The organism is Clostridium culturomicium (assembly GCF_000821305.1).
Lineage (GTDB): Bacteria > Bacillota > Clostridia > Clostridiales > Clostridiaceae > Clostridium_J > Clostridium_J culturomicium.
This window is the reverse complement of record NZ_CCXK01000017.1, coordinates 161,651-186,472: the sequence shown is the minus strand read 5'-3', so window position 1 is coordinate 186,472 and position 24,822 is coordinate 161,651. Positions and strand designations below refer to the sequence as shown.

21 protein-coding genes and 2 pseudogenes are annotated in these 24,822 nt (G+C 32.7%); 9 read left to right on the top strand and 14 right to left on the bottom strand.

The window, feature by feature from the left end; translation table 11 throughout:
- Nucleotides 1-85: 85 nt before the first annotated feature.
- Complete coding sequence (gene pepI / locus BN1075_RS13365; RefSeq protein WP_040193718.1) at nt 86-967, bottom strand: proline iminopeptidase; 882 nt, start codon at nt 965-967, stop codon at nt 86-88.
- 244 nt (nt 968-1,211) lie between these two features.
- Between pepI and BN1075_RS13360 the strand changes: the two genes are divergently transcribed.
- Entirely contained in the window at nt 1,212-2,000 is a 789-nt protein-coding gene (locus tag BN1075_RS13360) for a threonine/serine exporter family protein (protein ID WP_040193717.1), read from the top strand.
- Nucleotides 1,997-2,458 (top strand): threonine/serine exporter family protein, encoded by a 462-nt coding sequence (locus BN1075_RS13355; RefSeq protein ID WP_235777803.1) that lies wholly within the window; start codon nt 1,997-1,999, stop codon nt 2,456-2,458. The genes BN1075_RS13360 and BN1075_RS13355 overlap by 4 nt, the downstream gene beginning before the upstream one ends.
- An 80-nt stretch (nt 2,459-2,538) precedes the next feature.
- Here BN1075_RS13355 and BN1075_RS13350 read toward each other — a convergent pair whose 3' ends face one another.
- The gene (locus tag BN1075_RS13350) at nt 2,539-3,759 is read right to left on the bottom strand and encodes a helix-turn-helix transcriptional regulator (protein ID WP_040193716.1); all 1,221 of its coding nucleotides are present in this window, start codon (nt 3,757-3,759) and stop codon (nt 2,539-2,541) included.
- 304 nt (nt 3,760-4,063) lie between these two features.
- Here BN1075_RS13350 and BN1075_RS13345 point away from each other — a divergent pair, with 304 nt between their 5' ends.
- A complete protein-coding gene (locus BN1075_RS13345) occupies nt 4,064-6,340 on the top strand; it encodes a glycoside hydrolase family 2 protein (protein ID WP_040193715.1) in 2,277 nt (758 codons plus the stop codon).
- Between the two features lie 193 nt (nt 6,341-6,533).
- On the opposite strand, the gene BN1075_RS13340 is transcribed toward BN1075_RS13345, so the two are convergent.
- The 8 genes and pseudogenes from BN1075_RS13340 to BN1075_RS13310 form a co-directional block, all read right to left on the bottom strand.
- Nucleotides 6,534-7,895, bottom strand: coding sequence for an MATE family efflux transporter (locus tag BN1075_RS13340; protein ID WP_040193714.1), 1,362 nt, complete (start codon nt 7,893-7,895; stop codon nt 6,534-6,536).
- Nucleotides 7,896-8,104: 209 nt separating this feature from the next.
- Nucleotides 8,105-9,553: a cardiolipin synthase gene (cls, locus tag BN1075_RS13335; RefSeq protein ID WP_040193713.1), complete on the bottom strand. Its 1,449-nt coding sequence runs from the start codon at nt 9,551-9,553 to the stop codon at nt 8,105-8,107.
- A gap of 111 nt (nt 9,554-9,664) precedes the next feature.
- Nucleotides 9,665-10,927 carry a glycoside hydrolase family 3 protein gene (locus tag BN1075_RS13330; protein WP_040193712.1) on the bottom strand — a complete coding sequence of 421 codons (1,263 nt, stop codon included), beginning with the start codon at nt 10,925-10,927 and terminating at the stop codon, nt 9,665-9,667.
- A 287-nt stretch (nt 10,928-11,214) separates the two neighbouring features.
- Complete coding sequence (locus tag BN1075_RS13325; protein WP_040193710.1) at nt 11,215-12,138, bottom strand: hypothetical protein; 924 nt, start codon at nt 12,136-12,138, stop codon at nt 11,215-11,217.
- Nucleotides 12,139-12,285: 147 nt separating this feature from the next.
- Nucleotides 12,286-12,486, bottom strand: a pseudogene (locus tag BN1075_RS22030) (class I SAM-dependent methyltransferase); the annotation flags it as partial.
- Between the two features lie 101 nt (nt 12,487-12,587).
- Nucleotides 12,588-13,472 carry a DUF445 domain-containing protein gene (locus tag BN1075_RS13320; RefSeq protein WP_040193709.1) on the bottom strand — a complete coding sequence of 295 codons (885 nt, stop codon included), beginning with the start codon at nt 13,470-13,472 and terminating at the stop codon, nt 12,588-12,590.
- Nucleotides 13,473-13,601: 129 nt separating this feature from the next.
- Nucleotides 13,602-14,519, bottom strand: a complete 918-nt coding sequence (locus tag BN1075_RS13315) for a MerR family transcriptional regulator (protein WP_040193708.1) — start codon at nt 14,517-14,519, stop codon at nt 13,602-13,604.
- A gap of 41 nt (nt 14,520-14,560) precedes the next feature.
- Complete coding sequence (locus BN1075_RS13310) at nt 14,561-15,163, bottom strand: nitroreductase family protein (protein ID WP_052406546.1); 603 nt, start codon at nt 15,161-15,163, stop codon at nt 14,561-14,563.
- Here BN1075_RS13310 and BN1075_RS21200 point away from each other — a divergent pair.
- A pseudogene (locus BN1075_RS21200) lies at nt 15,152-15,448 on the top strand (helix-turn-helix transcriptional regulator); the annotation flags it as partial. The gene BN1075_RS13310 and the pseudogene BN1075_RS21200 sit on opposite strands and share 12 nt — an antisense overlap.
- On the top strand, nt 15,378-15,725 hold the full coding sequence (locus BN1075_RS13305; RefSeq protein ID WP_404988940.1) for a DUF5131 family protein: 348 nt from the start codon (nt 15,378-15,380) through the stop codon (nt 15,723-15,725). The pseudogene BN1075_RS21200 and the gene BN1075_RS13305, both read left to right, overlap by 71 nt.
- A 71-nt stretch (nt 15,726-15,796) precedes the next feature.
- On the opposite strand, the gene BN1075_RS21195 is transcribed toward BN1075_RS13305, so the two are convergent.
- Nucleotides 15,797-16,474: a zf-HC2 domain-containing protein gene (locus BN1075_RS21195; protein ID WP_081911594.1), complete on the bottom strand. Its 678-nt coding sequence runs from the start codon at nt 16,472-16,474 to the stop codon at nt 15,797-15,799.
- A gap of 3 nt (nt 16,475-16,477) precedes the next feature.
- Entirely contained in the window at nt 16,478-16,957 is a 480-nt protein-coding gene (locus tag BN1075_RS13290; RefSeq protein WP_052406545.1) for an RNA polymerase sigma factor, read from the bottom strand.
- Nucleotides 16,958-17,698: 741 nt separating this feature from the next.
- Here BN1075_RS13290 and BN1075_RS13285 point away from each other — a divergent pair.
- From BN1075_RS13285 to BN1075_RS13275, 3 genes are all read left to right on the top strand, one after another.
- Nucleotides 17,699-18,592, top strand: a complete 894-nt coding sequence (locus tag BN1075_RS13285; protein ID WP_040193706.1) for an ABC transporter permease — start codon at nt 17,699-17,701, stop codon at nt 18,590-18,592.
- A complete protein-coding gene (locus BN1075_RS13280; RefSeq protein WP_040193705.1) occupies nt 18,579-19,334 on the top strand; it encodes an ABC transporter ATP-binding protein in 756 nt (251 codons plus the stop codon). Before BN1075_RS13285 ends, BN1075_RS13280 begins: the two co-directional genes overlap by 14 nt.
- 105 nt (nt 19,335-19,439) lie before the next feature.
- A complete protein-coding gene (locus tag BN1075_RS13275; protein ID WP_042387522.1) occupies nt 19,440-20,444 on the top strand; it encodes an ABC transporter substrate-binding protein in 1,005 nt (334 codons plus the stop codon).
- Nucleotides 20,445-20,511: 67 nt separating this feature from the next.
- Here BN1075_RS13275 and BN1075_RS22360 read toward each other — a convergent pair whose 3' ends face one another.
- Nucleotides 20,512-20,643, bottom strand: coding sequence for a hypothetical protein (locus BN1075_RS22360; protein WP_268871542.1), 132 nt, complete (start codon nt 20,641-20,643; stop codon nt 20,512-20,514).
- A gap of 363 nt (nt 20,644-21,006) precedes the next feature.
- Entirely contained in the window at nt 21,007-23,298 is a 2,292-nt protein-coding gene (locus BN1075_RS13270) for a glycoside hydrolase family 2 protein (protein WP_040195163.1), read from the bottom strand.
- A gap of 283 nt (nt 23,299-23,581) precedes the next feature.
- Between BN1075_RS13270 and BN1075_RS13265 the strand changes: the two genes are divergently transcribed.
- Nucleotides 23,582-24,805, top strand: coding sequence for a helix-turn-helix domain-containing protein (locus BN1075_RS13265; protein WP_197072316.1), 1,224 nt, complete (start codon nt 23,582-23,584; stop codon nt 24,803-24,805).
- Nucleotides 24,806-24,822 lie beyond the last annotated feature (17 nt).

Sequence of the window (24,822 nt, the reverse complement as noted above, 5' to 3'; positions counted from 1 at the left end):
TTTTAAAATACTTCACTATAATGAACAGCTCCTTGTCAAAATGACAAGGAGCTGTTCCATTTAACAATACTTTAGGCTTTTTATTTTAATCATGAGCCTCAAGCCATTTATTTAAAACTTCAATATATTTTTCATTTTCCTCAACAAAAGGCATATGTCTTGAATATTGGAATAACTCCCATTTACTATTGGGAATTCTATCATGCATGGTCTTTGCAATAAATGGTGAGCTTAAATCAATGGCTCCACTTGTTATGAGGCATGGCTCCTTGATTTCATGAAGCCTGTCAGTAAATTCATAGCCTGCTAAAGTGCCTGTTGGTGAGAATTCATTTTGTCCCCATCCTACTATATAAGCTTCTTTTCCTGATATTTTAGGCCTTCTTAAGCATTCTGGCGAATCCTGTGTAACTTCTCCTGCACAGTAAAGTTTCATAAACTTATCTAAGGCTTTTTCATAAGCTTCACTGGAATAATCCCCTGTTTTTTCTGCATTAAGTAAAGCTTCCTGATCCTCAGTGTCCATATAAGAAATTCTTCTTTTCTGCTCTATTTCCCAAAGCTTAGCAGAAGAAAGGGTTGAAGAAAGAATATATGACTTGATTCCCTTTGGCTTATACTCAATAGCATACCAAATAGTCTGCATTCCTCCCCAAGATTGCCCTAAAAGGTGAATCTCCTCAAGCCCTAAATATTTTCTAAGTTCTATTAATTCCTTTATCCAGGTATCCGCATTAAATAGTTCTGGATGTCCCTCCACAAAAGATTTTCCACAGCCAATCTGATCATACATTATTACTTGTCTGCCACTTTCAGCAACTTTATCCAACATCTCAAAGTAATTGTGAGTAGAACCAGGTCCTCCATGAAGTAGCACTAATGGCTTCTTACCTTCTGTTTCCTCTCCTACAATACGGTAATAAGTTTTAAAACCTTCAAAAGGCATATAACCTTCAGTAATTTTCATCATCAACCCTTCCTTTCTAATAGATGTATTCTTAATTATTTTCTGCATTCTTTTATCGGATATTCATTAGCTTAATTGTGGCTAAAAATCCTTACATAGTCAATAATTTCTTGTGAATTCTTATATATTTCATCACTCATTTAGGTATCAATGCAAAGTAAAACTAATAAATTTTCTACTTTTAGCACATTCTATACATAGTTAAGAATAAATCTAAAATTACTTATATTATGGAGATAAATTTATGGAAAATGAATTTAGTGAAGCCTATAAAAAAAGCATTCTGCGCCTAGCTTTGTTTTTAGGAGAGCTTATGCTCATTAATGGGGCCGAAACCTTTCGTGTTGAAGATACAATTCTAAGAATATGTACTTCCAGAGGCTTTAATCATATAAATGTTTTTGCCTCACCAACAGTTATAATTATTGCTGATTATAGATTCGATGGGTATTCCTTTATGAAAACTATTAAAGCAAGGTCCATCGATTTAAACAAAATCTCACTATTAAACAACTTTTCAAGGAAATTTGTTGCGAACACTGATATTCCATTAGTAGATGCTATGAGGGAGCTTAAGGACATAAGCTCTGTTACCTGTTACTCCCCTAAACTAACTTATTTGTCTACTGGTTTGGGTTCAGCTTTTTTTGCCTGTCTACTAGGAGGAAATAATATTTCAAACTTTATTTCAACCATTATAACTTCTATTCTTGCAGTTATACTCTATAAAAAAATTATGAAATTAAGCTCCATTTCAGCTTTTTCAAGTTTAGCTGCATCCACTGTCATAGCTTCAATTGGTTTAATTCTCACCCAGCTGAATATAATAGCTTCTCCGACCACTTTAATAGTCGGATCTATTATGCCTTTGCTTCCTGGAGTTTCATTTATTAAAGGTATTAGAGATTTAATATCGGGTGATTTGATTTCTGGTGTAGCTCGTAGTTTTGATGCCTGTGTTACTGCTGTAAGCATTGCTTGTGGTGTAGGAATTATACTTAATATGTGGATTAGTTTAGGTGGTAACTTATGATGACACAAATGCCGGTTTTAATGCACTTTTTATATGCTTTCTTAGCCTCTGTAGGCTTTTCTATATTTTTATGTGCCCCTAAAAAAGTTCTTTTTTTCTGTGGTTTTTCAGGGGCAGTTGGATGGTCCTTATATTACTTCCTATCTACTCGTTCAATTAATGATCCTTCTGCAAATTTTATCGCTACTATTTTAGTTGCCTTTATCAGCGAGATTTTAGCTAGAAAATTAAAACAGCCAGCCATTATTTTTATTATTCCAGGAATAATTCCGTTAGTACCTGGTTTAGGGATGTATAATACTATGCTTTATCTTGTTCAGGGTTATTTTGATGAAGCAATTGCTAAAGGTGCTGATGTACTATTGGTGGGTGGCGCTATCTCTTTAGGTGTACTTGTTGTAACCTCCCTATCAAATTCCCTTAATATTTTAATACTAAAAAAAATTCATAAGGACTAATCTATAGATTATTCCTTATGAGCATTTTTCTTCAACTTTTTAATTTGTTCAAGGTTATCTTATTACGCTTATTTTCTTATCTAACCCTTCATATACTTTTTCCTATACTCTCTTGGAGTCATATCATATTCCCTCTTAAAGAGCCTTGTGTAATAATGTATATCTGCCACACCGCAGTTTGCTGCTACTTCTTGAATAGGAAGATTTGTATCCTTTAATAAGGTTTTGCTGTATTTTAATCTTTTCTTATTAACATACTCTGTTAAAGTCATTCCTACCTCATTTTTAAAAAGAGCAGATAAATAACTGGGATTCATGAATAACTCCTTGGCAAAGGTATTAAGCCTCAAGTCTGCGGTTATAGATGCATCAATTGTAGTTATAATTTTTTGTATAGGCTTAGAGTAAGAAGATAAGCTATGATCTTTAACCAATTTACAATAATTCATTACAATGGCCAAAGACATTTCATCTGATTCTTTTGTATTTGAAATTTGATTTATCTTAACAGCATTGGAATTTGAGAGTCTATCTATATGAAGAGGGTGAACTCCACCTTGATAAACAGCTCTTCTCATAAGAGTATTTAAGACAATTAATCTATGTTTACATTCTTGAATTTCATCATCAATTCTATTGGCAAATCTTATCATCCCAGCTGACTCTAGAAAGCTTTGAATTCTCTTATAATTTCCATGCTGAACAGCTGCTAGCAGTTCATTTTCTTGAAAATATCTTTCTTCAAGGATCTTCATACTTAAAATTGGATCTGATGGCACTTTAAAGTTGTGGTCCTCATCACCTTTATGCCATATATCTGATGAATCAAGCTTTATATATTGTATTGATACATCTTCATCTCCATATAATTCTTTTCCTAAACGATGAATTAAAGAATAAATCCACATTTTATCAGATATATACGGTAAGGAATAATAATACTCCTTTAGTTCTCCATAAGCTTCAATAGGTATCTTTAAATCACTCATTAAAGCATAAATATCGCTTTTTTTCATCTCCTTTAAAAGGATTGGACCTATTATTTCAAATTCCTCAGTTCCAGGAATATTAAAAATAGTATAGTTACAATTAAACCTATCAGTAAAATGATAGATAGTTTTCAAATCAATTTTTTCTTTAACCTTGCTCATTACGTCGCCATTACTCTTCATTCCCAAGATAATCTTTCTTAATCCCAAGTCTACATCAGAAAAATCCTTTGTTGGATTAGTGACTCTTACACAATTTATATGCAGATCTTTTAAATAATTTATGACAAAATCAAATATTTGATTATTCATACTACCACCTCATAAGTGAGAGTCCAAATCTATGATTTGGTTCCTCGAACTTACTCCTTCGAATGTATATGAGAAGGAGTTTCCTATTTTGATTTCAAATCTTCGATTTGGTTACTCGAATTTACTCCACTGATTCTATACAAGAAAGAGTTCCTTACAATATTTTGGCATAATATTTCTCCTTAATCAAGGAAAAACTAAAAATAGTACAAAAAACTAACAAATTTATGCCTATTATATTTTCATTTATAAATATATAATATATATAAATTTAACATACCTTATTTACAAGGAGGAACCATTAATGAGAAACATAATTAACATTAATAACAATTGGCTTTTTAATAAAGAAAACGTTGGCATGCCGACAGAAATGCCAACAACTTGGGAGAAAATAAATCTTCCTCACACTTGGAATGCCATAGATGGACAAGATGGAAACGGACAATACTTCCGTGGAACTTGCTGGTACGCTAAGTCTTTCGAAAACCCAGTTAAGAAAAAAGGTGACAGAGTATACGTTGAAGTACTTGCTGCTGCTCTTTCTGGAAGAGTTTTCGTTAACGGAACAGAAGTTGCTTATAGCGAGTGTGGATACGCTACTTTCAGAGCAGACGTAACAGAACAGCTTAAAGCTGAAGGTGAAAACCTATTAGTTATAGAAGTTGACAACAGTTCAGTAGATCACATCTACCCACAAATGGCTGATTTCACTTTCTATGGTGGACTTTATCGTGGAGTTAACTTAATAGTAGTTCCAGAAACTCACTTTGATTTAGACTTTTACGGAAGCTTAGGATTAACAGTAACTTCAAAAATAGTTGAAAATGGAGCAAACGTAGAATTAAATTCATGGATAACTAACGCTGGTGAAGATTTCACAGTTAGATACCAAATATTTGATGCTGAGGGTACCCAAGTAGCAGAAAGCTGGAGACCTTCAACTGAGACAAAAATTGTTCAATTCATAGAGAACGCTCACTTATGGCAAGGAGTTGAGGATCCATACCTTTACACTTGTGTAGCTACTTTAGTACGTAGAAACGAAACTGTAGATGAAGTTTCAACTGCATTCGGTATCCGTGAGTTCAGCGTAGATCCAAATGAAGGCTTCTTCTTAAACGGAAAGAAAATGCCACTAAGAGGAGTTTCTCGTCACCAAGATAGATTATACCAAGGTAACGCTTTAACTATAGAAGACCATTATGAAGATGCAGCTTACATTGCTGAAGTTGGAGCTAACACAGTACGTCTTGCTCACTATCAGCACGCTCAAGAATTCTATGATGCATGTGACTTATACGGATTCGTAGTATGGGCTGAAATACCATACATCAGTAGCCAAAGCAACAACCCAGCTGCACATGAAAACTGCCGTGAGCAAATGAAGGCTCTAGTTTACCAAAACTACAACCACCCTTCAATCTGCTTCTGGGGAATTTCTAACGAAATAACAATCTCTGGAGAAAAACCAGGTTTAGTTGATAACCACAGAGATCTTAATGCCTTAGTTAAAGAGTTAGACCCAACTAGACTTACTACAATCGCACACGTAAGTATGCTTGGAACAGACAGCGAGCTTCACAGCGTAACAGACGTAGAAAGCTACAACCACTACTTCGGATGGTATGGTGGAGACTATACTCAAAACGAAACATGGCTTGATGCTTACCATGCTAAATATCCAAACAGATGTCTTGGAATTTCTGAGTACGGTGCTGAAGGTATCATAACTTACCAACCAGACGAGCCAAAATGCAGAGATTACTCTGAAGCATACCAAGCTGAATACCATGAGCACATGGCTAAAATCATCTCTGAGCGTGATTACCTATGGAGCACTCACGTTTGGAACATGTTCGACTTCGGTTGCGCTGCAAGAGATGAAGGTGGAGTTTCTGGACGTAACAACAAAGGTCTTATGACTATAGACAGAAACATTAAGAAAGAATCTTTCTATGTATATAAAGCATACTGGAGCAACGAGCCATTCGTATATGTATGTGGACGTAGATATGCTCAAAGAGCTGGAGAAACTACAACAGTTAAAGTTTACTCTAACTTAGATTCTGTAAGCTTATACGTAAACGGAAAATTACTTGAAACTCAAGAAGGAAGCAAAAAGGTATTTGTATTCAACAATGTACCACTAGCAGAAGGCTTCTCTGGAATCACTGCTAAGTCTGGAAACTTCTCAGATGCTATAACTTTAGAAAAAGTTGCTGAAAAGCCAGCAATATACACTCTAGTAGATGACGAAGATGATGTAGACACTGCAGGAGCAGCAAACTGGTTTAACCAAGCTGCAGCAGAGGCAGCAAATGCTACAATGCAATTCCCTGAAGGTTTCTTCTCAATTAAAGATACTGTAAATGATATCCTTGATAATGAAGAAGCATCTGCATTCCTAGTAGCTACATTCTCAGCAGCAACTGGAATGAAAATGAAAGCATCAATGCTAAGAATGATGGGTGAAAAAACTTTAGAAGATCTAATGGGAATGGCAGGTCAAATGGGTAAAGAATTACCAGAAAACCTATTACTATTAGTTAACATGAAGTTAAACTCAATTAAAAAGTAATTTACAGCTTTAAAAGCAAGTAATAACTTAATATAAAAGTTCCACTAGTATAAAATATGGTGTTGCAAAATGACTTTTCAATCATTTTGCAACATCTTTTTTGTTTACTTAAGAAAACCAAAAAAAAGTATATAAAAATAGACCACCAAAAACTAATGTTTTTCAGTGGTCTCCTTTAAAGTCTATTTTTACATTAATTTATAACATATTTTTTCTTTTTGATGAAGATGTAAAAAATGCTGCACAACACTATTCCTTTTAAAATACTGCTGATACTAATACTCCACCAAACACCATTAATACCTAGTAACGGAATACTTGCTAAAGCCATAGCCATAGGAATTCTAGCACCAGTCAAAGTAATTCCAACAAAAGATGGTATTTCAGTTCTTCCCATTCCATTAAAAGCACCTGCTGTAGTAATTTCCATGCACATAAATATCTGTGACAATCCAAGGATTATGAGATAATCTGAACCCATAGCAATGGCTTGTGGTTCATTGATGAAGATGCTTATTAAAAAGTCTCTTCCTAGGATTAAGAATAGAGTTGCAAAAATTCCAATAGAGCATGCAAGCGTCATGGTAATCTTATACCCCTTTTTGATTCTGTCATACTTTCTAGCTCCATAGTTCTGTCCTACATAGGCACTTAAAGATGCTGAAAATCCTTCTGCTGTCATCCATGAAATAGATTCTATTTGAGAACCAACCTTCTGTACTGCAATTGCAACTGGTCCAAAAGGTGCAATAAGTCTTGCTAATGTCATAGAGAAAATTGAAAATAAACCTTCTTGAAGAGCAACTGGAGCTCCCAACTTTGTAATAGTCTTAACATGTTCAAAATCAAGTTTTGATAAATAATTCTGTTTAAATCTCTTATCTTTACGCTTTATTATAACGCCTATAAAACAAAGAGTTCCCACAACTTGAGCTGTTACTGTGGCAATGGCCGCTCCAGCTACACTAAGTTCTGGGAAAGGTCCAACACCAGAAATAAGCACATAGTCAAGAACAATATTAATGCCAAGTGCTATAGAGTTAATTTTAAACGGTGTGTGACTGTCTCCTGATGCTGTAAGAATTGCTGTAAGTAAAGGATTAATACAAAAGCATACTAGTCCCGTAGATACAATTAAAAGGTATTGCTTAGTATAATCTATAACAACTTCGCTACCAAGTCTAAAGAAACCAATCATCTGATTATGGAATAACCAAATAGCTCCTATATATGCTAATGCAAGAATAACATTCAGCTGAATGCTTGTCTTTATATAGTTTTTGGTTTCCTCTTCATTCTTCATTCCAATGCTTTGGGCAACCTTTATTTGCGCTCCTGCTTTTGATAGTAATATTACCGCAACTGCAAACCAAGTAAAGAACCCTGCAGTTCCAACTGCTGCAACAGCATCACTTCCCTTTTTTCCGATGAAGATCATATCCGTAAGGTTATAAGCCATTTGTATAAAGGATGTCCCCATTATTGGCAGAGACAGCTTTATAAGACTGCTGGCGATTGGGCCTTCTGTTAAATTAATGGATTTCTGTTTTTCCATAACTTCCTCCTTTGTAATCTAAAAAATGTCGTTAAAATAATTTCATAATTATTCTATTATACACTATTTTCAATGAATTTCCTAATGTTTACACATAAAAAAATACCCTTGAATATAAAATCAAGGGTAAAATTCTCTTCTGAATCCCATATGTACAGTTCTTAACCTTCCATTCTTATATTAGCTCTGAAGTGCTACAGCAAACTCCATTAAAGAACCCCAGAAAACAACTTTGATATTGCCTCCTTTATCTTAACTGTAGTACCTCGTTTTTTATACTCCTGCGCTGTTAATTCCACAGATTTAAGCATATCCTCTTCAAAATGTTTTCTCTGCTCTCTTGCAATTTTTTCTGAATATATCAAGGCATTGACTTCAAAGTTTAACTCAAAGCTTCTTGTATCCATATTAGCTGTTCCGACGGAGCAGATTTCATCATCGATAACCACAGTTTTAGAATGTAGAAAAGCATTTTTATCATATCTGTATATCTTAACCCCAAAGTTCAAAAGCTCTCCAGCATAAACAGAATTTGCCCAATAAATGAAGGGATGGTCTCCCTTACCTGGAATCATCACTCTTACATCCACCCCTGATACTGCTGCAATCTTTAGGCTGTCAGCCACACTATTATCAATGACCAAGTAAGGTGATTGGATATAAACATATTCCTTCGCATTTTGTATCATCTTTAAATAAGATAATTTAATTTCAAAAAAATTATTTGGATTAGGACCACTTGCAATAATCTGTATACCATCATTTATTTCTAGTTCTTCATTAACTTCCTTCAATTCATCCACGCCATCTAATACATGCTCAAAACCAATGTCTTCTTTTGTGGCACTTCGCCAATCAGCTAAAAATCTGAGATTTAAATCCTTAACAGCAGGCCCTTTAAACTTAATATGAGTATCTCTCCAATATCCAAACTTAGGGTCTTTCCCCAAATATTCATCTCCAACGTTAAAGCCACCGACAAAAGCTGTTCTATTATCTATAACAACGATTTTCCTATGATTTCTGAAGTTCATGTTTATGTTTATAAAGCGCAGCCAGGAAGGAAAGAATTCTCCTGTTTTAACACCAACAGCTCTCAAATCCTTTAAAAATTCCTTGTTAAGAGATCTGCTCCCAACAGAATCATAAAGAAGTCTTACCTCAACACCAGCCTCTGCCTTTTCCTTTAATATATTAAGAATCGACCTACCAATTTCATCGCTTTTAAATATATAAAACTGAATGTTAATTCTTTTTTCAGCTTTTTTAAGACTTTCAATAAGATGATCAAAAAAATCCTTGCCATCAAAGAACATTTCTATTTTATTATTATTTCTATATGGGAAATATCCCATATTCTCAATTGCCCTTATCATCCTTATATTTTTTTCCTGAAGATTTAATTCATCTCTTTTCTTTATATGGTTTTCATATTTCTTAAACATCTTTATTTCATCTTCTTTTAGGATGTATATCTTCTTGTTATTTATCTTTCGTCCAACTAATAAATAGATTATAAATCCAATGTAAGGCATGATGTATAAGAGCAGTGTCCAAGCAACAACGCTGTTAGCAGAACGCTTTTCTTTAAATATCATATAAAAGATTGTTATAATATTTATAAGCTGAACTATAATCGATAATATATTTACTATCATAATTTATCTATCCCTTTCTAGCCACTTTATATTTATAATGTCTCAATAAATTATTGGTATACTTACTTTCCTCACTCCCTTCACTGAAACTCTTCTAATTAAATACCACAATTACTTTAATAATCCATATTGCTCCTTTAAGGATAAAATACGCAATACACTTTCGTCAATTCGCTGCTGACTTATAACTCCGCTATTCACTGCCTCATAAATGCCATTATAAGCTTCAACAAAATTTTCTGGCATTAATATTATATCAACCCCTGCCAAAACTGCTTTAACAGCACTTTCACTGGAAGTAAATTCCTCTGTAATGGCACCCATGGACATTGAATCTGTGATTACAATGCCATCATAATTTAACTCCTTTCTAAGTCTTTCTTCAATGATTTCCTTAGAAAGAGAGGCTGGAAGTCCATCAGACGTTATATTTGGTGTTGTAATATGAGCTATCATTATCATATCAGTATTTGCAGAAACTGCTGCTGAAAAAGGAATTAATTCACAGCCTTTAAGTTCCTCCCATGTCTTTTCAACAGATACATATCCATAATGAGTGTCACCCTTTGTATCTCCATGACCTGGAAAATGCTTCACACTATTCATTATCCCCCCTTCATGAAGCCCCTGAATTTCTGCAATCACCATCTCTGCCACAAGGTTTGGATCACTTCCAAAGGAACGATTCCCAATAACAATGTTCGCTGGATTTGTATTAACATCAGCAACGGGAGCAAAGTTTAGATTAAATCCATATTGAGTTAAATAAGCTCCTAAGGTAAGTCCAACATTTTTTGCATTTTCACTGTCACCTGTAAGACCAATTTGCTCCATAGTTCCAATTTGTGGAACATCAAACCCTGGAGAGCTTGCAATTCTTGAAACAATTCCGCCTTCCTCATCAACTCCAACAAATAGTGGAACTTTACTTTCTTGCTGCATATCCTCAATAAAGGTTGTTAACTGAGTTGGTTCCACAACATTTTTGCTGAAAATAGCAACTCCCCCCACATGATATCTATTCATCATTTCTTTCATTTGATCATCAAGGCTGATTGCTCCACCACTATTTATATCTCCAATCTGCTCTTCAGTTAAATTAGGATTTAAAGCATCTGGGCGTACAATGAAAAGTTGCCCGACTTTCTCCTCCAACGTCATATTTTCAAGCAATTGTTCTGCCTTAGACACTGGTGATCCAGCTTCTTTGTTCTCTGTATCTTTATCTTCCTTTGTGTCATCTGACTTTTCTTCTTCTGAACTTTTGAAAGTCTCCTCATTATTAGTATCTGAATTAGATTTTGCAGAAATACCACAGGAAGTAAATACTAACATTGTAACAAGAGTTAATACTATAATAACAATCTTTTTCATTTTTATCACTCTCCAGACCTCATATCATTTCAGTATATCTGTAATATATTTTACATTAATTCAAATTTATTACAATATCATTATAATTATAGTAATAAGAAATTTCAATCTAGGAAAATATATTTCATATAAACGAAGGTCTTCATGAAAATATGAACTATTACTAGTTCTTCTCAATACACTTGCTGTCATATTCAAATGACCTCATGGAAAATATGAATTATTACTTTGATTTCCCTGACCAAAAACTTGGTTATCCCCTAAGTTTAAGTATCAACAACTTTGACTTAAAACTTCATGTCATTATCCAGCCACATGAGCCTGTTAATCTCATTTCCCTCCAAAATGGATTCATTCATCTCACACCTTAAGGCTTTAAGTTCTCCTTCCATATCATCAATGGTGTCTTCTTCTTCAACATACTCAAACTGATTATCTCCTCTCCTGTAAGTTACAGATAATCCCCTTTTAATATGAGCTTTAATATCCTCATACCGGCTTAGGATTTCTTCTTCTCTTTCCTTATAATTAAAATAATTCTCACACCAATGGACACCTTCCATAAATCTTAAAATTTCCATTGGACCATTACAATATTTATTTAAAGCATCAGTTATAATCTTTCGCCTTTCTGAAACTTCCTTAATACAAAGGTTATATGCAATAGCTCCTGGTTCAAAATTAAAGCATTGATTTTCCATATCGAACACTTCATATTTTAATATTCTTCCCTTAGCAATTTTATTGTTTACCTCTTTCATAATGCTTTCACTTAAATATTCCCCAATAGCTTTCATGGAATCCTCAATAAAGTATACTCCATCAAAATAATCATAATTAATTAACTTACATAAGCCTGATGCCACCTTGAATTCATAATACAAATTATACATTGCAATCAGCCATAGAATTATATCTCCTCTTTCTCTTTTCCCATAGGAGGGTTTAAAGAGGTTTTCATATTTTACAACATCATTAAACATTAAAACATTCCACATATCCTCTGCCCAGCAGAATTCATGCTTTCCATCTGAAAATATATCTTTCGCTATATCCTCAATTGTTGACCAAAAATACCTGGTATAACTTAATTTATTCTCACTCTTTCTTTTGTTATGCATTATTTGATTTACATCAATACTAAACTTAGCATCTAAATCAAAGGCTAACTGTTCCACCTCTTGATTCTTTGAAGGAATTAACCAATCCACAAATATCCCCATCCTTAAACTTCTTTACTTATTAGTATTAGGTTTAAAGGCAAAACATCACTAAAACTTAACATATCCTTTCATCAATATAAATAAAAAAGAACTCACATATCTTCTTATACATGAGTTCCTCTAATATCTATATTATTATTTTTTTCTGGCAGAAATCAAAAGCATCATTGGTCTTCGTAATTCATCCTTCATACCTTCAATTTTTTCAAGCATATCTTCAGGAGGCATTGGCTCAACTACACTCAAAATTTCAAAACCTGTACTCAATAATTTATTTATGTAAGTAGTTAATGTTCTATGATATTTAGTAACTTCTTCATAAAGAAAATTACTTTTATATTAAAAACAAAGAGATATTTATTCTAAGGTCATCTTCTCTCAAATACCTTGAAAAGAATTCATCTTAAATAAATACCTCTTTAAGCCTATAACTATTTTTATATAAATAAGTTAAGTAATCCTAGTACAAATCCAATTAAAGCACCTAAATTAACAATGGCACTTAACTCACTTTTCATAACTGACATTATTAACTGCTCTAAATCCATAATATCCATATCATTTATTTTCTTTTCTACCACAGCACAGATATCAAAAGCATTAACAATATTTCCAATTTCTTCATCTAACATCTTCTCATAAATTTCTCTGATAACAGTTGAAATTCCATTGGTATCTTCTAAGGAAACTAGTTCACTTAAAGGTTTTTCTTCCAGGTTTGTTACTTCCCCTTGAACCTTTGACTGAATTAAATCTTTTCCATTGATTAATATGTACTCATCCACCTTAGCTCCTATGGGCTCTGCAATGGAAGCAATCATGGCTTCATTTACAAACATTGCTAACATACCGCCCATACCTTTTATTGCAGTTGTCCCCTCTTGCACTATTATTCCTGCAATATCAATATCCTTAACACCTTCTATGATTTTATTTGAAATATAATCAACGGCTGCTGCTTTTTTATCAGTGTAACCATGCTCATCCACAACAAAGGACACCATATCCTTTATAGATTTCTCCTTTATAGTGTTTTCAATGGCACCAGAAATACTTGATACCACTGCTTCCTTCATATTGTCAGATGTCAGTATTCCTTTTATCTCCTCTTCCCCAATTAAAGAATTTCCAACCATGTTTCCAATAGCCTTTGCTAACGCTGGCTTTCTCTTAGGAATAATTCCTGGTGTAAATGGCATTGTTGCCTTTCCAAATTTCACTGGCTTTAATGGGCGAAATAACATTTTAACTGCTATATAATTTGTGCAGTATCCAATTAATGCACCTATAAGTGGTGCTCCTAAAAACTTTAATAACTCCATATTACATGTCCCTCCAAATTAATGAAATAAATAATATTTAAACATATAATTTATTGATTCGTCAACTACGCAAGCTTCCACTAATAATTTATTCTTTCTTCACCACGTACATTTACTCCCTCTGCATCTTTAAATTTTTACTATCCTCATATTTTCATCATACTTAATCCCAAGTTCCTTGCACATCAATTCATTCAATGCCATAAGGTTGTTGTGATACTCTGCATATTCACTGCTTAATATCTTCATGCTTGGAATAAAAATATCGTAATAGCCACTGCTGGTGAAAAACGCATTTAACTCCTTTTTAAACTTATTAAATGGGTTCATCAGCTTTAATAAGGATTTATCATTTTGCTTCTCAATACTTTCAAGGATTTTTTTCTTATAGGCTTCTAACTCTTCACCTTCAGCCTTTAACATATTATTTATTTCTTCCTTTACCCCTTCAGCTATTTGTTTTTGCATTTCATCCGTTGTATTCTCATAGGCAGCTTCAAAAAACTTAGGGATTTTTATTTCTGGAACACTATCCAAAAATTCCACAATATTTAACCAAGCTTTATATTTCTCAAGGGTATCCATAGGTTCATTTAAATATGGCCCAAAATGATGAGCTAAATATTTTCCAAGTCCACTTGGAAAAGCTCTAACCAATTCTCTTTTTATAAATTCTCCGCTATTTTTCTCTGTCTCTATAATCTCTTCAGTGAGTTCTTTAATATACTCATCATTGAAATTATTATTTATGATTTTATCAAGATATATTTTTTGCATCTTTATCTGCATTTCTTTTTTCTGTTTTTCTTCAATGATATTCTTAAGTATTTTTGCTTTATCTTCAGTTCTAAGCAGTATTTTGATATCCTTAATTCCAATATCCAATTTCCTATATAAAGAAATTTGGTTTAATAGAGCCACAGCTTCCATTGAATATTCCCTGTATCCATTAATGCTTTTTTCTATATCTATTAATCCTTGTGCTTCATAATATGAAATAGCCTTTTTTGTTAATCCCGTTAAATTACAAACTTCATTTATTAACATGTTATCACCTCTCTTTATATGTTAAGGTAATCCCTTGGGTATCAGTCAACATAAAAAACTCCATTAGCCTCTGCTAGTAACGCCATATTTGCTGCTGCAAGAGATCCACTTATTTTATCCTTTGTTACCACCAATATTGCAACTGGTGCTCTCTTAAAAAAGAAGTTATCATCAATGGTAACCTCCTTTGCACTCTTCATAACAAGACTTACAAGTGGTTTTATTTTCTTTAAAAATTCCACTGCAACTCTTTCATACCGTCCTTTATTTTTCCCTAAAACAATGTATGATACATCCTGTGCATTTTTAGCACTTGTAGTAACTCTACCTGCCTCTATAATTTGCTGAATAACTTCCTTATTCTTAAAGTTACGTATATACTTTCTCGCTTTAAGTGCCATTAACAATTCCTTTGAATCTAAAGTTGGTTGTTTTGTATATTCTAGCGGTGCTTCTTCAAATCCTGTCATTGTAACAGCAGCCTTTGGACATATTGCCACGCAATGACCACACTTTATACACTCCAGCCCTTTAATCGTTGCTTTTCCTTCTTTTATACTTATATTCCTTGCTGAACAATCTTTTTTACAAAGACAACAGCCAATGCAAAGGTCTGTATTTACCTCTATAATATGCTCTTTCATAATATTTTTCTCTTCCTTTATATTGAAGAAAATATTAATTTAGAAGAAGTATCAAAAATTTCATGCTGCTCAACTTATCATTTTCAAAGGATATTTACATATATAGCAGATATTCCTTTGTCAGAGTACATACGACGTAGAAGAATGTCCTTAGCAGCTGTTGATTTACAAAGTGATAATAAAAAAGTAATAAATATTTCTCTTAAATACGGATATGATTCACCAACTGCATTTAACAGAGCCTTTAAAAGTGTACATGGTATATCACCATCAGAATCAAAAAAATGTAATCTGTCAACCACTGATTGAAGCTATAAATATTGAAAAATATCTAGATAATATTGAATTAGTTGTAGTTGGTGGTGAATCTTATAAAAATGCAAGACCCCTAAATTATGATTGGGTATTATCCCTTAGAGAGCAACGTATTACAAAAAATGTAAATTTTGAATTTAGGCAGTGTGGAACTCATTTTATCAAAGATGGTAAAAGTTACACTCTTAATACTAAGGATTTATGTAGTCAAGCAAGAAAAGCAAATATAAACATTGTTCACCCGTAGATTCTACGGGTGAACAATGTCAAACTCTTTCCTATGACATCCTTCTTCATTGTCTAAAATACTGTTACAATTTACTTTTCAGCTGAATTTCTCTTTACAAACATCCCAAAATTAATAATAAAGATTATAAAGCTTATTAGTGAAATTATTAATAGTACACTGCACCAGCCTGCAGATCCAGTAGCATTATTATCAGCAAGGACTCCTTGGAACACTAGACCTGCTCCCATAGCTACTCCGCAAAGAACATCTATTACTAAATCTACTCCACTAAAGGCCTTTGGAGTTGAATTTTTACCAGATTTTCTAAGTGACATAAATTTAAAGAAATTAGCTATTACCACAATAAATAATACTATATATGGGAAGAAAGCATATTTAAAATAGTACATAATATCCTCTACATTACTTATTTCTGCACCAAAATTGTTTTTGTAAGGATTATTAGTCTCAAAAATAAAGAAATATGCCCATATACCACCAAATATAATAGCTGTTATTGCTGCAATTATTATCTGTTTTTTCACTATCTTCTTATTTACTTTTTTAAGGATTTCTACACCTTTATCTTCACTTACTGACTCTGTTTTAGGTATATACTCCTCTTCCTGCATTAATTTAAGCAGTTTTTTACACTCCTCACATTCTTTTATATGATCTTCTATAAAACCCCTGCTTTCAGCACTGCAGGCACTATCTACGTATAAAGGTAATATATCTCTTATGATTTCACAATTTGATTTATTCATCTCTTATCCCTCCACAACCTTACTTCTTATTTTTAATTTTGCTCTATGATAGGTTACCCTTGCCCAGCTCTCACTCTTTTCATAAGCTTCTCCTATTTCATCAAAGGATAAATTCATATATATTCTAAGATAAAACACATCCTTATAGGGCTCACTTAAATTATTAAACTCTCTATTTATTTCTAATAAATTCTCCTGTCTTATAATTTCTTCATCTAAACTCACTTCAGTGCTGATTTCAACTTCCTCAAGACTACTTAAGTTTTTTCTTTTTTTTACGTATGTATAATATGAATTTTTTGCAATCTGACAAATCCAAACCCTAATACTACACCTGCCTTTAAATTTTCTTATCTGCTTTAAAGCCTTTAAAAATGCATCTTGAGTAATTTCCTCAGCTATAGCACTATCTTTTGAAATAGCCAGTATATATCGATATACATCTTTAAAATATAGCTCATAAAGTTCACTAAAATCCTCCATACTCATCCCCCTTCATAAATAAGACTCTCGAGGCTCCCTTTCGTTACAAAAAACTTTAAAATTAATTTGATGTTTATTGCTGAATACATTCTCAATTTTCTTTTATATTACTTAGTTAACCATATATTACTTTAAAACTAAAATAAATATATTTTTATAAAATTTTCTTTTTTATGTTGACGTATAAAAATTAATGGAGTATACTCTTATTAAATTACAAGAGAACCAAACATTTGAAATTATAAAATAAAACTGGAGGGTAATTATGAATACTTTAATAAACAAACAAGCACGATTTAGTTTCTGTAGCCAATTTATATAGGGTTTGTACCAAGTTATAAATTTGATTAAATTTAACATGGATGCAAACCCCTTAAGACTTACTAGTAAATGGGATTGTATCTGTGTTGGCTATATTGTTTATAATGTTATTCATTATTACCATTTTTAAAGTCGCATGGATTATACTATGTGGCTTTTCTTTATATCCAAGTATAAAGCCACATAGAAATTGAACTATGTGGCTTTTTTATATACCAAGATAAAGTCACATAGAAACTAAACTATGTGGTTTTTTTCATACCTATACAAAGTCACATAGAAAATATACTATGTGGCTTTTTTATATACATATGTAGTTGCACCAGCATTCCCTTTGTGGTTTTGGTTTGCAAATATAAAAATTGATAGCTCACAATGTTTGGTTTCTATACAAAATAAATTTTTTAAGGAGTGTTTTTTATGACAGGAATTATATCTGTAGCAACACAAAGTTTAATCTTATCAATCATGGCATTAGGGATTTATATCAGCTATAAGATCTTAGACTTCCCCGACTTATCTGTTGATGGAAGCTTTGCACTAGGTGGAGCAGTTATTGCTTTTGCTTTAACTAATAACATCTCTCCAGTGCTAGGAACTATACTTGCCCTGATATGTGGCTTGATTTCAGGCTTTATTACTGGGGTTTTACACATTAAGCTCAAAATTTCTAACTTACTTTCAGGTATTTTAGTTATGGGTATGCTTTACTCTATTAATCTAGGAATAATGGGAAAATCAAATGTTCCATTATTTAGCTACAATCACCTATTTAATATTAAAATTTCTCCAGTAGTACTAGCTATATTAGTTGTACTTGCTTGCAAGATTATCTTAGATTTATTCTTAAATACTGGTCTTGGATATACTTTGAAAGCTGTTGGTGATAACCCTCAAATGGTTAAATCCCTAGGAGTTGATATTGATATTATAAAGATTTTAGGGTTAATGTTATCCAATGGTCTTGTTTCCTTATCCGGCAGCTTATTGGCCCAATTCCAAGGCTTTGCTGATGTAAATATGGGTATTGGTACCCTAGTTCTTGGAATAGCATCAATTATAATTGGTCTATCCTTATTCAAAGGACTTGTATTCCTTAAGTCAACAACAGCTATATTAGTTGGAGCTTTCATATATCAATTTACAATTTACTTTGCAATAAATTTAGGTATAGTAAGTCCAAATAGCCTAAAGCTAATGACTTCCATAGTAATAATTTTATTCTTGAGTGTTAGTAATATAAATATCTTTGCTAACAAAAGTACTAATTATAAAACTTCAAAGAAAAGAGGCGTAGCACATGTTACAAATTAAAAATATTTCAAAAACCTTCAACAATCCATATGGCTCTTCTAACACTGTTTTCAAAGACCTTTCACTAACTATAAATAAAGGTGAATTCGTCAGCATTATCGGAAGTAATGGTACTGGTAAATCTACTTTACTAAATATTATTTCAGGCTTTATAAATGAAGTTCATGGAGATATTTTATTGGATGGGAATAGCATAACAAAGCTACCAGAACATAAGAGAACTCAACTAATCAGCAGAGTATTCCAGGATCCTAGCTTAGGTACCTGCCCTTCCATGACAGTTAGAGAAAATTTATCCTTAGCTTTAAATAAAGGAAGTTTGCTAAACCTAAAAAAATGTCTTCGTCACAAAACTGAGGATATAGAAAACTTATTGGAGGATATATCACTTGATTTGAAAAAATATTTAGATGTTCAAGTAAAATACCTATCAGGAGGTCAAAGACAAGCACTTTCGCTTATTATGTCCACCATTACAAATCCAAAGATTCTACTTCTTGATGAACATACAGCTGCTTTAGATCCTAAAACCTCAAATGAAATCATAGATTTGACTAACAAAATTGTTAAAGAAAAAAACATAACCACACTGATGGTAACTCATAATTTAAAGCATGCTATTGAATATGGAGATAGACTTATAATGCTTCATAAAGGAGAAGTAATTTTAGATATTAGCGGTGAAGAAAAATCAAGCCTTGCTATAGAAGATATATTAGAGAAATTTGAATATGCAGTATAAAATATAACTTAATTTGTACAAGTATCTAAAAATCAACGCACCAATTTACAAAAACATATGAATATATGAACATGTATTCATTAAATTTAGGAGGATTATGTTATGATGATAAAAAGTAAATTAATAAAAATAATTTTAGTAGGACTAGCAACTACAGCTTTAATTACTGGTTGTTCCAAAGATAATAGTGATAATGAACCTGCCTCAAAAGATAGTATTAAAACAATTGGTATTACTCAATTAGTAGAACATCCATCCTTAGATAGTTCTAGAGTGGGCTTCATAAAAGCCTTAGAAGATAATGGCTATAAGGATGGTGAAAACATAAAAATTGATTACCAAAATGCTCAAAATGATTTACCTACAACTCAAACTATTGCAAACAAGTTTTTATCTGATAAAAAAGATTTAATCTTTGCTATATCAACTCCATCGGCACAGGCAGCATATAATGTTACTAAGGATATACCTATCTTAATAACTGCTGTTACTGATCCTGTTTCTGCTGGTTTAGTAAAATCTATGGACAAACCTCAGGGAAATATATCAGGTACCTCAGACTATATATCTATAGATAAAAACCTAGAATTAATTAAAACCTTTGTGCCAGACGCAAAAACTATAGGTGTTTTATATAATACCAGCGAAGTAAATTCAGAAATACAGGTTGAAATGTTAAAAGAATATGCAGCGAAAAATAATTATAAAGTTGTAGAAAAAGGGGTTTCTACTTCAAACGAAATCAACCAGGCCATGTCTAGCCTAGTTAATAATGTAGATGTTTTGTATGTTCCTACAGATAACTTAATCGTTTCTTCAATGCCAATAGTTTCAAAAATAGCTACTGATAATAAGATACCAGTAATAGCTTCTGAATCTGGCTCTGTAGAATCTGGAGCCCTTGCATGTCAAGGTATAGACTATGAGAAATTAGGATATAAAACTGGAGAACTTGCTATTAAAGTTCTAGATGGTGAGAAAATATCTGATATGCCTGTAGCCTTGTTAGATGAAACTGAAATAATAGTTAATGAAGATACTTTAAAAGCTCTTTCCATTGAAAAGCCTGATGATGACAATATAGTGTATATTAAAACTAAAGGAAATTAACTTAAATGTAAATGGATGCTGAAAAATCATTTGATTTTTCAGCATCCATTTACATTTAAAAGTTTTATTAATTATCATCTGTATTTTCATCTCTTGATTCATCTATCATTGCATCAGTATTTGGCTTACTATAACTCCCATATAAAATAACCCCACCAAATACAAGTGCTAAAATAAATATCCCCATGAATATTCCCATTTAACAACTCCCCTTCATATTTATGTATTTAATTATACAGTAGGAGAAGTGTGCTATTCAATGAAAATACTGCCTACTAAATAGTGTTTGATAATAAGATACTTAGTCCATTTATTTTTTCAGCCACTACTTCTTGAGTAAACTGATTTATTCTTCTTAATCTCTTCAAGTTATTGCTAATCATATCTAATATCTCCTACTTTTATTGTATTTTAAGATTTATATTTTCTCTATCAACTAGGCTTAACTTCTATGTATATAATTATATACATATTGAGTAGGATAAAACATATATCAATACTTTTTATTAACCTAAAAAAGCAGCTTATCAAACTCCCTTGATAAGCTGCTACCTTTATATACTTATTTCTTTATTTTATTTAAGGTATGGTTAACAATGAATTTTGAGTCTGGTGGAAGCTTGCTTGCAAGGAAGTCAACTATAGTTTCAACACTTAAGCTTCTAACCATCATTAGCTTCTCTTCGTCTGACATATCTTCACTTGCATCTGTTTTACTTGCTATCATTACATCCATGATTTTTGCAACGAAAGCTGTTGCTTCCTTGTTTTTCAGAATGTCATCGAAAGTATCCTTTATTGAGTAATAGCCTTCTGGGAACTCTAACTCCATAGGTTTTGTATCCTCAGGTAATAAATCTAAGAACCAGTTTCTTACCCCTTCCATACCATTATCTTCTTCCACTAAAACATAGCTTTCATTTGGCTTATCTACTTTAACAAAAGTAGCTTCATCCTCACAAGAACCGCTTATAGCTTTAATTACATTTTCTCCAGCCTTTAGTGGTACATTCTCAAATACAAATACCTTATGCGCTGATTTTGTTCCTAATGTCTCCCCATTTACTAATAAGGTTACTTCTGCACAATTTGAATAAACCTTAACATTAATCTTATCTGAAGCTCTGTCTACATATCTCTTGCTGCAGATATGAACAAATGCTTCTTCGCTCCAATAAGCCTTGTAAGCATAAAAGGCGTCTTTTTTAACATCTCTTCCATAGGTTACTAACCCCTTATTGTTACGTCCTTCTACTCCCCCTTCTTTTCTTGCATCAGCTGCAAAGTCAAACATATTCCACATATAAGAGGCCCAGATAAATGGTCTTGCTTCTAATATCTCTAACATTTTTTCATGGTATAGTGCTTGATATTCTTCTGTGTAGTCCTTACACTTTGGCTCATCACTATGCCAGGTAAGCACTGCTTCTGCACCATATTCACTAATAGCTATTGGAATACTTGGATTTGCATTATGATACATGTCATACCAGGTTGCTGTTTGATTAACATCTCCGCCATACCATCCAAAGTAATGATTGTAGGATACAATATCAGTAATATGATTATGGTTACTATCTATTGGTGTCATGCTCATATTAGCAATTGTAGTTATTCTATTTGGATCTAATTTCTTACAAAGACTATTTAATTCCACTAAGTTGTTTTCTAGTTCTGGAGTTTCTCCTCCTACGCTGATTTCATTAGATATACCCCAGAAACATATAGATGGATGGTTATAGTTTTGAACCACAAGCTCCTTCATTTGAGATAATGTATTTTCCTTAGCTTCATCAGTATTCATAAATACAGAAATGAAAGGAATCTCTGCCCATAAAACCATTCCTGCCTCATCACATAGGTCATAGAAATAATCCGCGTGCTGATAATGTGCTAAACGAATAGTAGTTGCTCCAACCTCTTTTATCAGCTCCATATCCTCTTTATGCTCTTTCTCTCCAATGGCCCATCCCATATTGAGTCTATCCTGGTGCCTTGCAACTCCATGTAAATGATAAGTCTCTTCATTTAATATAAAGCCCTGGTCTGGATCTACAGAATATTTACGCACTCCAAAAGGAACCTTCAACTTATCAAGTACTTCTTCACCTTCAATCAATTCAACTATTGCTAAGTATAAATAAGGATCCTTTCTACCATTCCACAAATGTGGATTTAATATAGAAGTACTACCATTCCCCTTCTCCACTGGGAACATAAATCTGCTTACTTCTTTATTCTCTTTATCACAAATAGTAACCTTAACCTCTTGTCCCTTCTTAGCACCCTTAACAAAAGCATCGATGCGAAGCTCACAGCTGTTTAAATCCTCAACCACTGGAGTAACAAAAACTCCCTTGCTACCTGACATCTCTAAATCAAAATGACTTTCTTCAACGATTATTAAATTAACACTTCTGTAAATTCCACCATAGAAAGTGAAGTCAGCTTGTTGTGGATATACTTGTAATCCTTCACTGTTGTCAACCTCAACTTCTAGAAGGTTTTCGACATCCCAATTTATATATGCTGTTAACTCAAAACGGAAAGTTGAAAATCCACCCTTGTGAATTCCTAAATATTCATTATTAAAATAAACCTTAGCAACATGATTTGCACCTTGGAATTCAATAAAGTATTTTTTATCCTTATCCAGCTTTGAAAAATCCATAGTTTTTACATAGGTACAGCAGCCTCTATGATAATCTGCCCCACCATCTTGTCCATCAAATGCATTCCAGGTATGAGGTAAGTCTATATTTTCCCAAGTGCAGCCATCAATATTTTCCTTTACCTTCGTCATAGGTGCTTTCGTAAATTTCCACTTCTTATTTAACGATTCTACTCTTCTCATGTTCATCACAACCTTCATATAAAATTAGCTCATTTGTTCATTTTAATAACCAATAAGCCCCACCTATGAGTTAGTATACAGAAAACAACTCAACCTCCGTGAGTAAAAAATAAAGGATATATCGTAATAATTACTTATGATTTCACCCTTGCTGTATTGTTGTTTTTAAATCTTTAAAAGCTTATAATATATTAAAAATATAATAAGTGAATATCCAAAGCTTTGATTTGGACATTCACTTACTCCTTTGAAAAATGACAAGGAGTTTTCTTTAGAAATGAAAATGGAGACAACAATGGAACATAATAATCATATAGCTTCTATTAAAAGCTACTCAAAAATGATAGGGACCTTACTTAATAGCTCTACCTTTTACATATCACCGAAGCTAGAACCAGAGGGACACCTTGTATCCGTCCTTCGTCCTACTGAAGTTGAAGAGAATATTAATCATATATTATTTGGAGGAATTTTAAATTCTATAGATGAAAATACCATTTATAGTGTCTGTGACAGCTTCAATCTACATTACTGTGTTCTAAAGCTGGACAATAATGAAGGATTTTTTGCTATTGGTCCTTTTTTGACCTCTAAGGTCACTACAGAGACTCTTGTTAATATTCTTGAGAAAAATAACATAGACCAAGAAAAGCTGGAAAACTTCAACGCTTATTACCAAGAATTAAATATTATAACCTTTGAACGACTTTATCATGTTTTCAGCTATTTAATTAATACTTACTACCTTAAGGATATGAAGGTAGTTCCAATCAGCACTCTTCATATTAATAATAGGCTCCTTAAGGATTCACTGCTCCATAAGGGAAATAAGGAAGAACTCCTTACTGATGTAATAAAGCAAAGATATGAAGCAGAAGATTTGCTGCTAAACTATGTAGCTCAAGGAGATTTAGAAAAGGCTGCTAACCTCATCAATATACCCTATAATATAAAGAAATACCCTGACACCCTTAACATGAAAAAGAACTTTCTCATTGTAGAAAATACCCTATTTCGTAGAGCCATTCAAAAAAGTGGTGTTCATCCAAACTATATAGATCACCTTAGCAGCAGCTACATGAACAAAATTGATAAGCTCACCACCATTGATAAAGCAAACATAATGAAATATGAAATGCTAGTAGATTACTGCAATCTGGTAAAAAAGGACTCAACCATAAACTATTCACCAATTATCAAGGAAGCAATTCACTTCATTAACCTTAATCTTAATAAGAATCTTACTCTTAAAGCTATATCCTCAAATATTGCAGTGTCCTCACAATACCTATCTACCCTCTTTAAACAAGAGGTAGGACAATCTCTAACGGAGTTTATAGCTAAGAATCGAATGGAGCAGGCAATATACTTCTTAAAAGAAAGCGATCTATCCATAAGTGAAATAGCTACGGAGGTTGGTTACTCCGATTTAAACTATTTCTCTAAGGTATTTAAAAAGCATTATGGTGTGACTCCTTCAACCTATAGGGAAGAGGTCGTGAAGTAGATTTATAAATTAAGCCA

Excerpts from the sequence above, each read along its gene's own strand:
- pepI (WP_040193718.1), bottom strand. The coding sequence starts at position 967 with ATGAAAATTACTGAAGGTTATATGCCTTTTGAAGGTTTTAAAACTTAT.
- BN1075_RS13360 (WP_040193717.1), top strand. The coding sequence starts at position 1,212 with ATGGAAAATGAATTTAGTGAAGCCTATAAAAAAAGCATTCTGCGCCTA.
- BN1075_RS13355 (WP_235777803.1), top strand. The coding sequence starts at position 1,997 with ATGATGACACAAATGCCGGTTTTAATGCACTTTTTATATGCTTTCTTA.
- BN1075_RS13350 (WP_040193716.1), bottom strand. The coding sequence starts at position 3,759 with ATGAATAATCAAATATTTGATTTTGTCATAAATTATTTAAAAGATCTG.
- BN1075_RS13345 (WP_040193715.1), top strand. The coding sequence starts at position 4,064 with ATGAGAAACATAATTAACATTAATAACAATTGGCTTTTTAATAAAGAA.
- BN1075_RS13340 (WP_040193714.1), bottom strand. The coding sequence starts at position 7,895 with ATGGAAAAACAGAAATCCATTAATTTAACAGAAGGCCCAATCGCCAGC.
- cls (WP_040193713.1), bottom strand. The coding sequence starts at position 9,553 with ATGATAGTAAATATATTATCGATTATAGTTCAGCTTATAAATATTATA.
- BN1075_RS13330 (WP_040193712.1), bottom strand. The coding sequence starts at position 10,927 with ATGAAAAAGATTGTTATTATAGTATTAACTCTTGTTACAATGTTAGTA.
- BN1075_RS13320 (WP_040193709.1), bottom strand. The coding sequence starts at position 13,472 with ATGGAGTTATTAAAGTTTTTAGGAGCACCACTTATAGGTGCATTAATT.
- BN1075_RS13315 (WP_040193708.1), bottom strand. The coding sequence starts at position 14,519 with ATGTTAATAAATGAAGTTTGTAATTTAACGGGATTAACAAAAAAGGCT.
- BN1075_RS13310 (WP_052406546.1), bottom strand. The coding sequence starts at position 15,163 with ATGAAAGAGCATATTATAGAGGTAAATACAGACCTTTGCATTGGCTGT.
- BN1075_RS13305 (WP_404988940.1), top strand. The coding sequence starts at position 15,378 with ATGATTCACCAACTGCATTTAACAGAGCCTTTAAAAGTGTACATGGTA.
- BN1075_RS21195 (WP_081911594.1), bottom strand. The coding sequence starts at position 16,474 with ATGAATAAATCAAATTGTGAAATCATAAGAGATATATTACCTTTATAC.
- BN1075_RS13290 (WP_052406545.1), bottom strand. The coding sequence starts at position 16,957 with ATGGAGGATTTTAGTGAACTTTATGAGCTATATTTTAAAGATGTATAT.
- BN1075_RS13285 (WP_040193706.1), top strand. The coding sequence starts at position 17,699 with ATGACAGGAATTATATCTGTAGCAACACAAAGTTTAATCTTATCAATC.
- BN1075_RS13280 (WP_040193705.1), top strand. The coding sequence starts at position 18,579 with ATGTTACAAATTAAAAATATTTCAAAAACCTTCAACAATCCATATGGC.
- BN1075_RS13275 (WP_042387522.1), top strand. The coding sequence starts at position 19,440 with ATGATAAAAAGTAAATTAATAAAAATAATTTTAGTAGGACTAGCAACT.
- BN1075_RS22360 (WP_268871542.1), bottom strand. The coding sequence starts at position 20,643 with ATGGGAATATTCATGGGGATATTTATTTTAGCACTTGTATTTGGTGGG.
- BN1075_RS13270 (WP_040195163.1), bottom strand. The coding sequence starts at position 23,298 with ATGAGAAGAGTAGAATCGTTAAATAAGAAGTGGAAATTTACGAAAGCA.
- BN1075_RS13265 (WP_197072316.1), top strand. The coding sequence starts at position 23,582 with ATGGAGACAACAATGGAACATAATAATCATATAGCTTCTATTAAAAGC.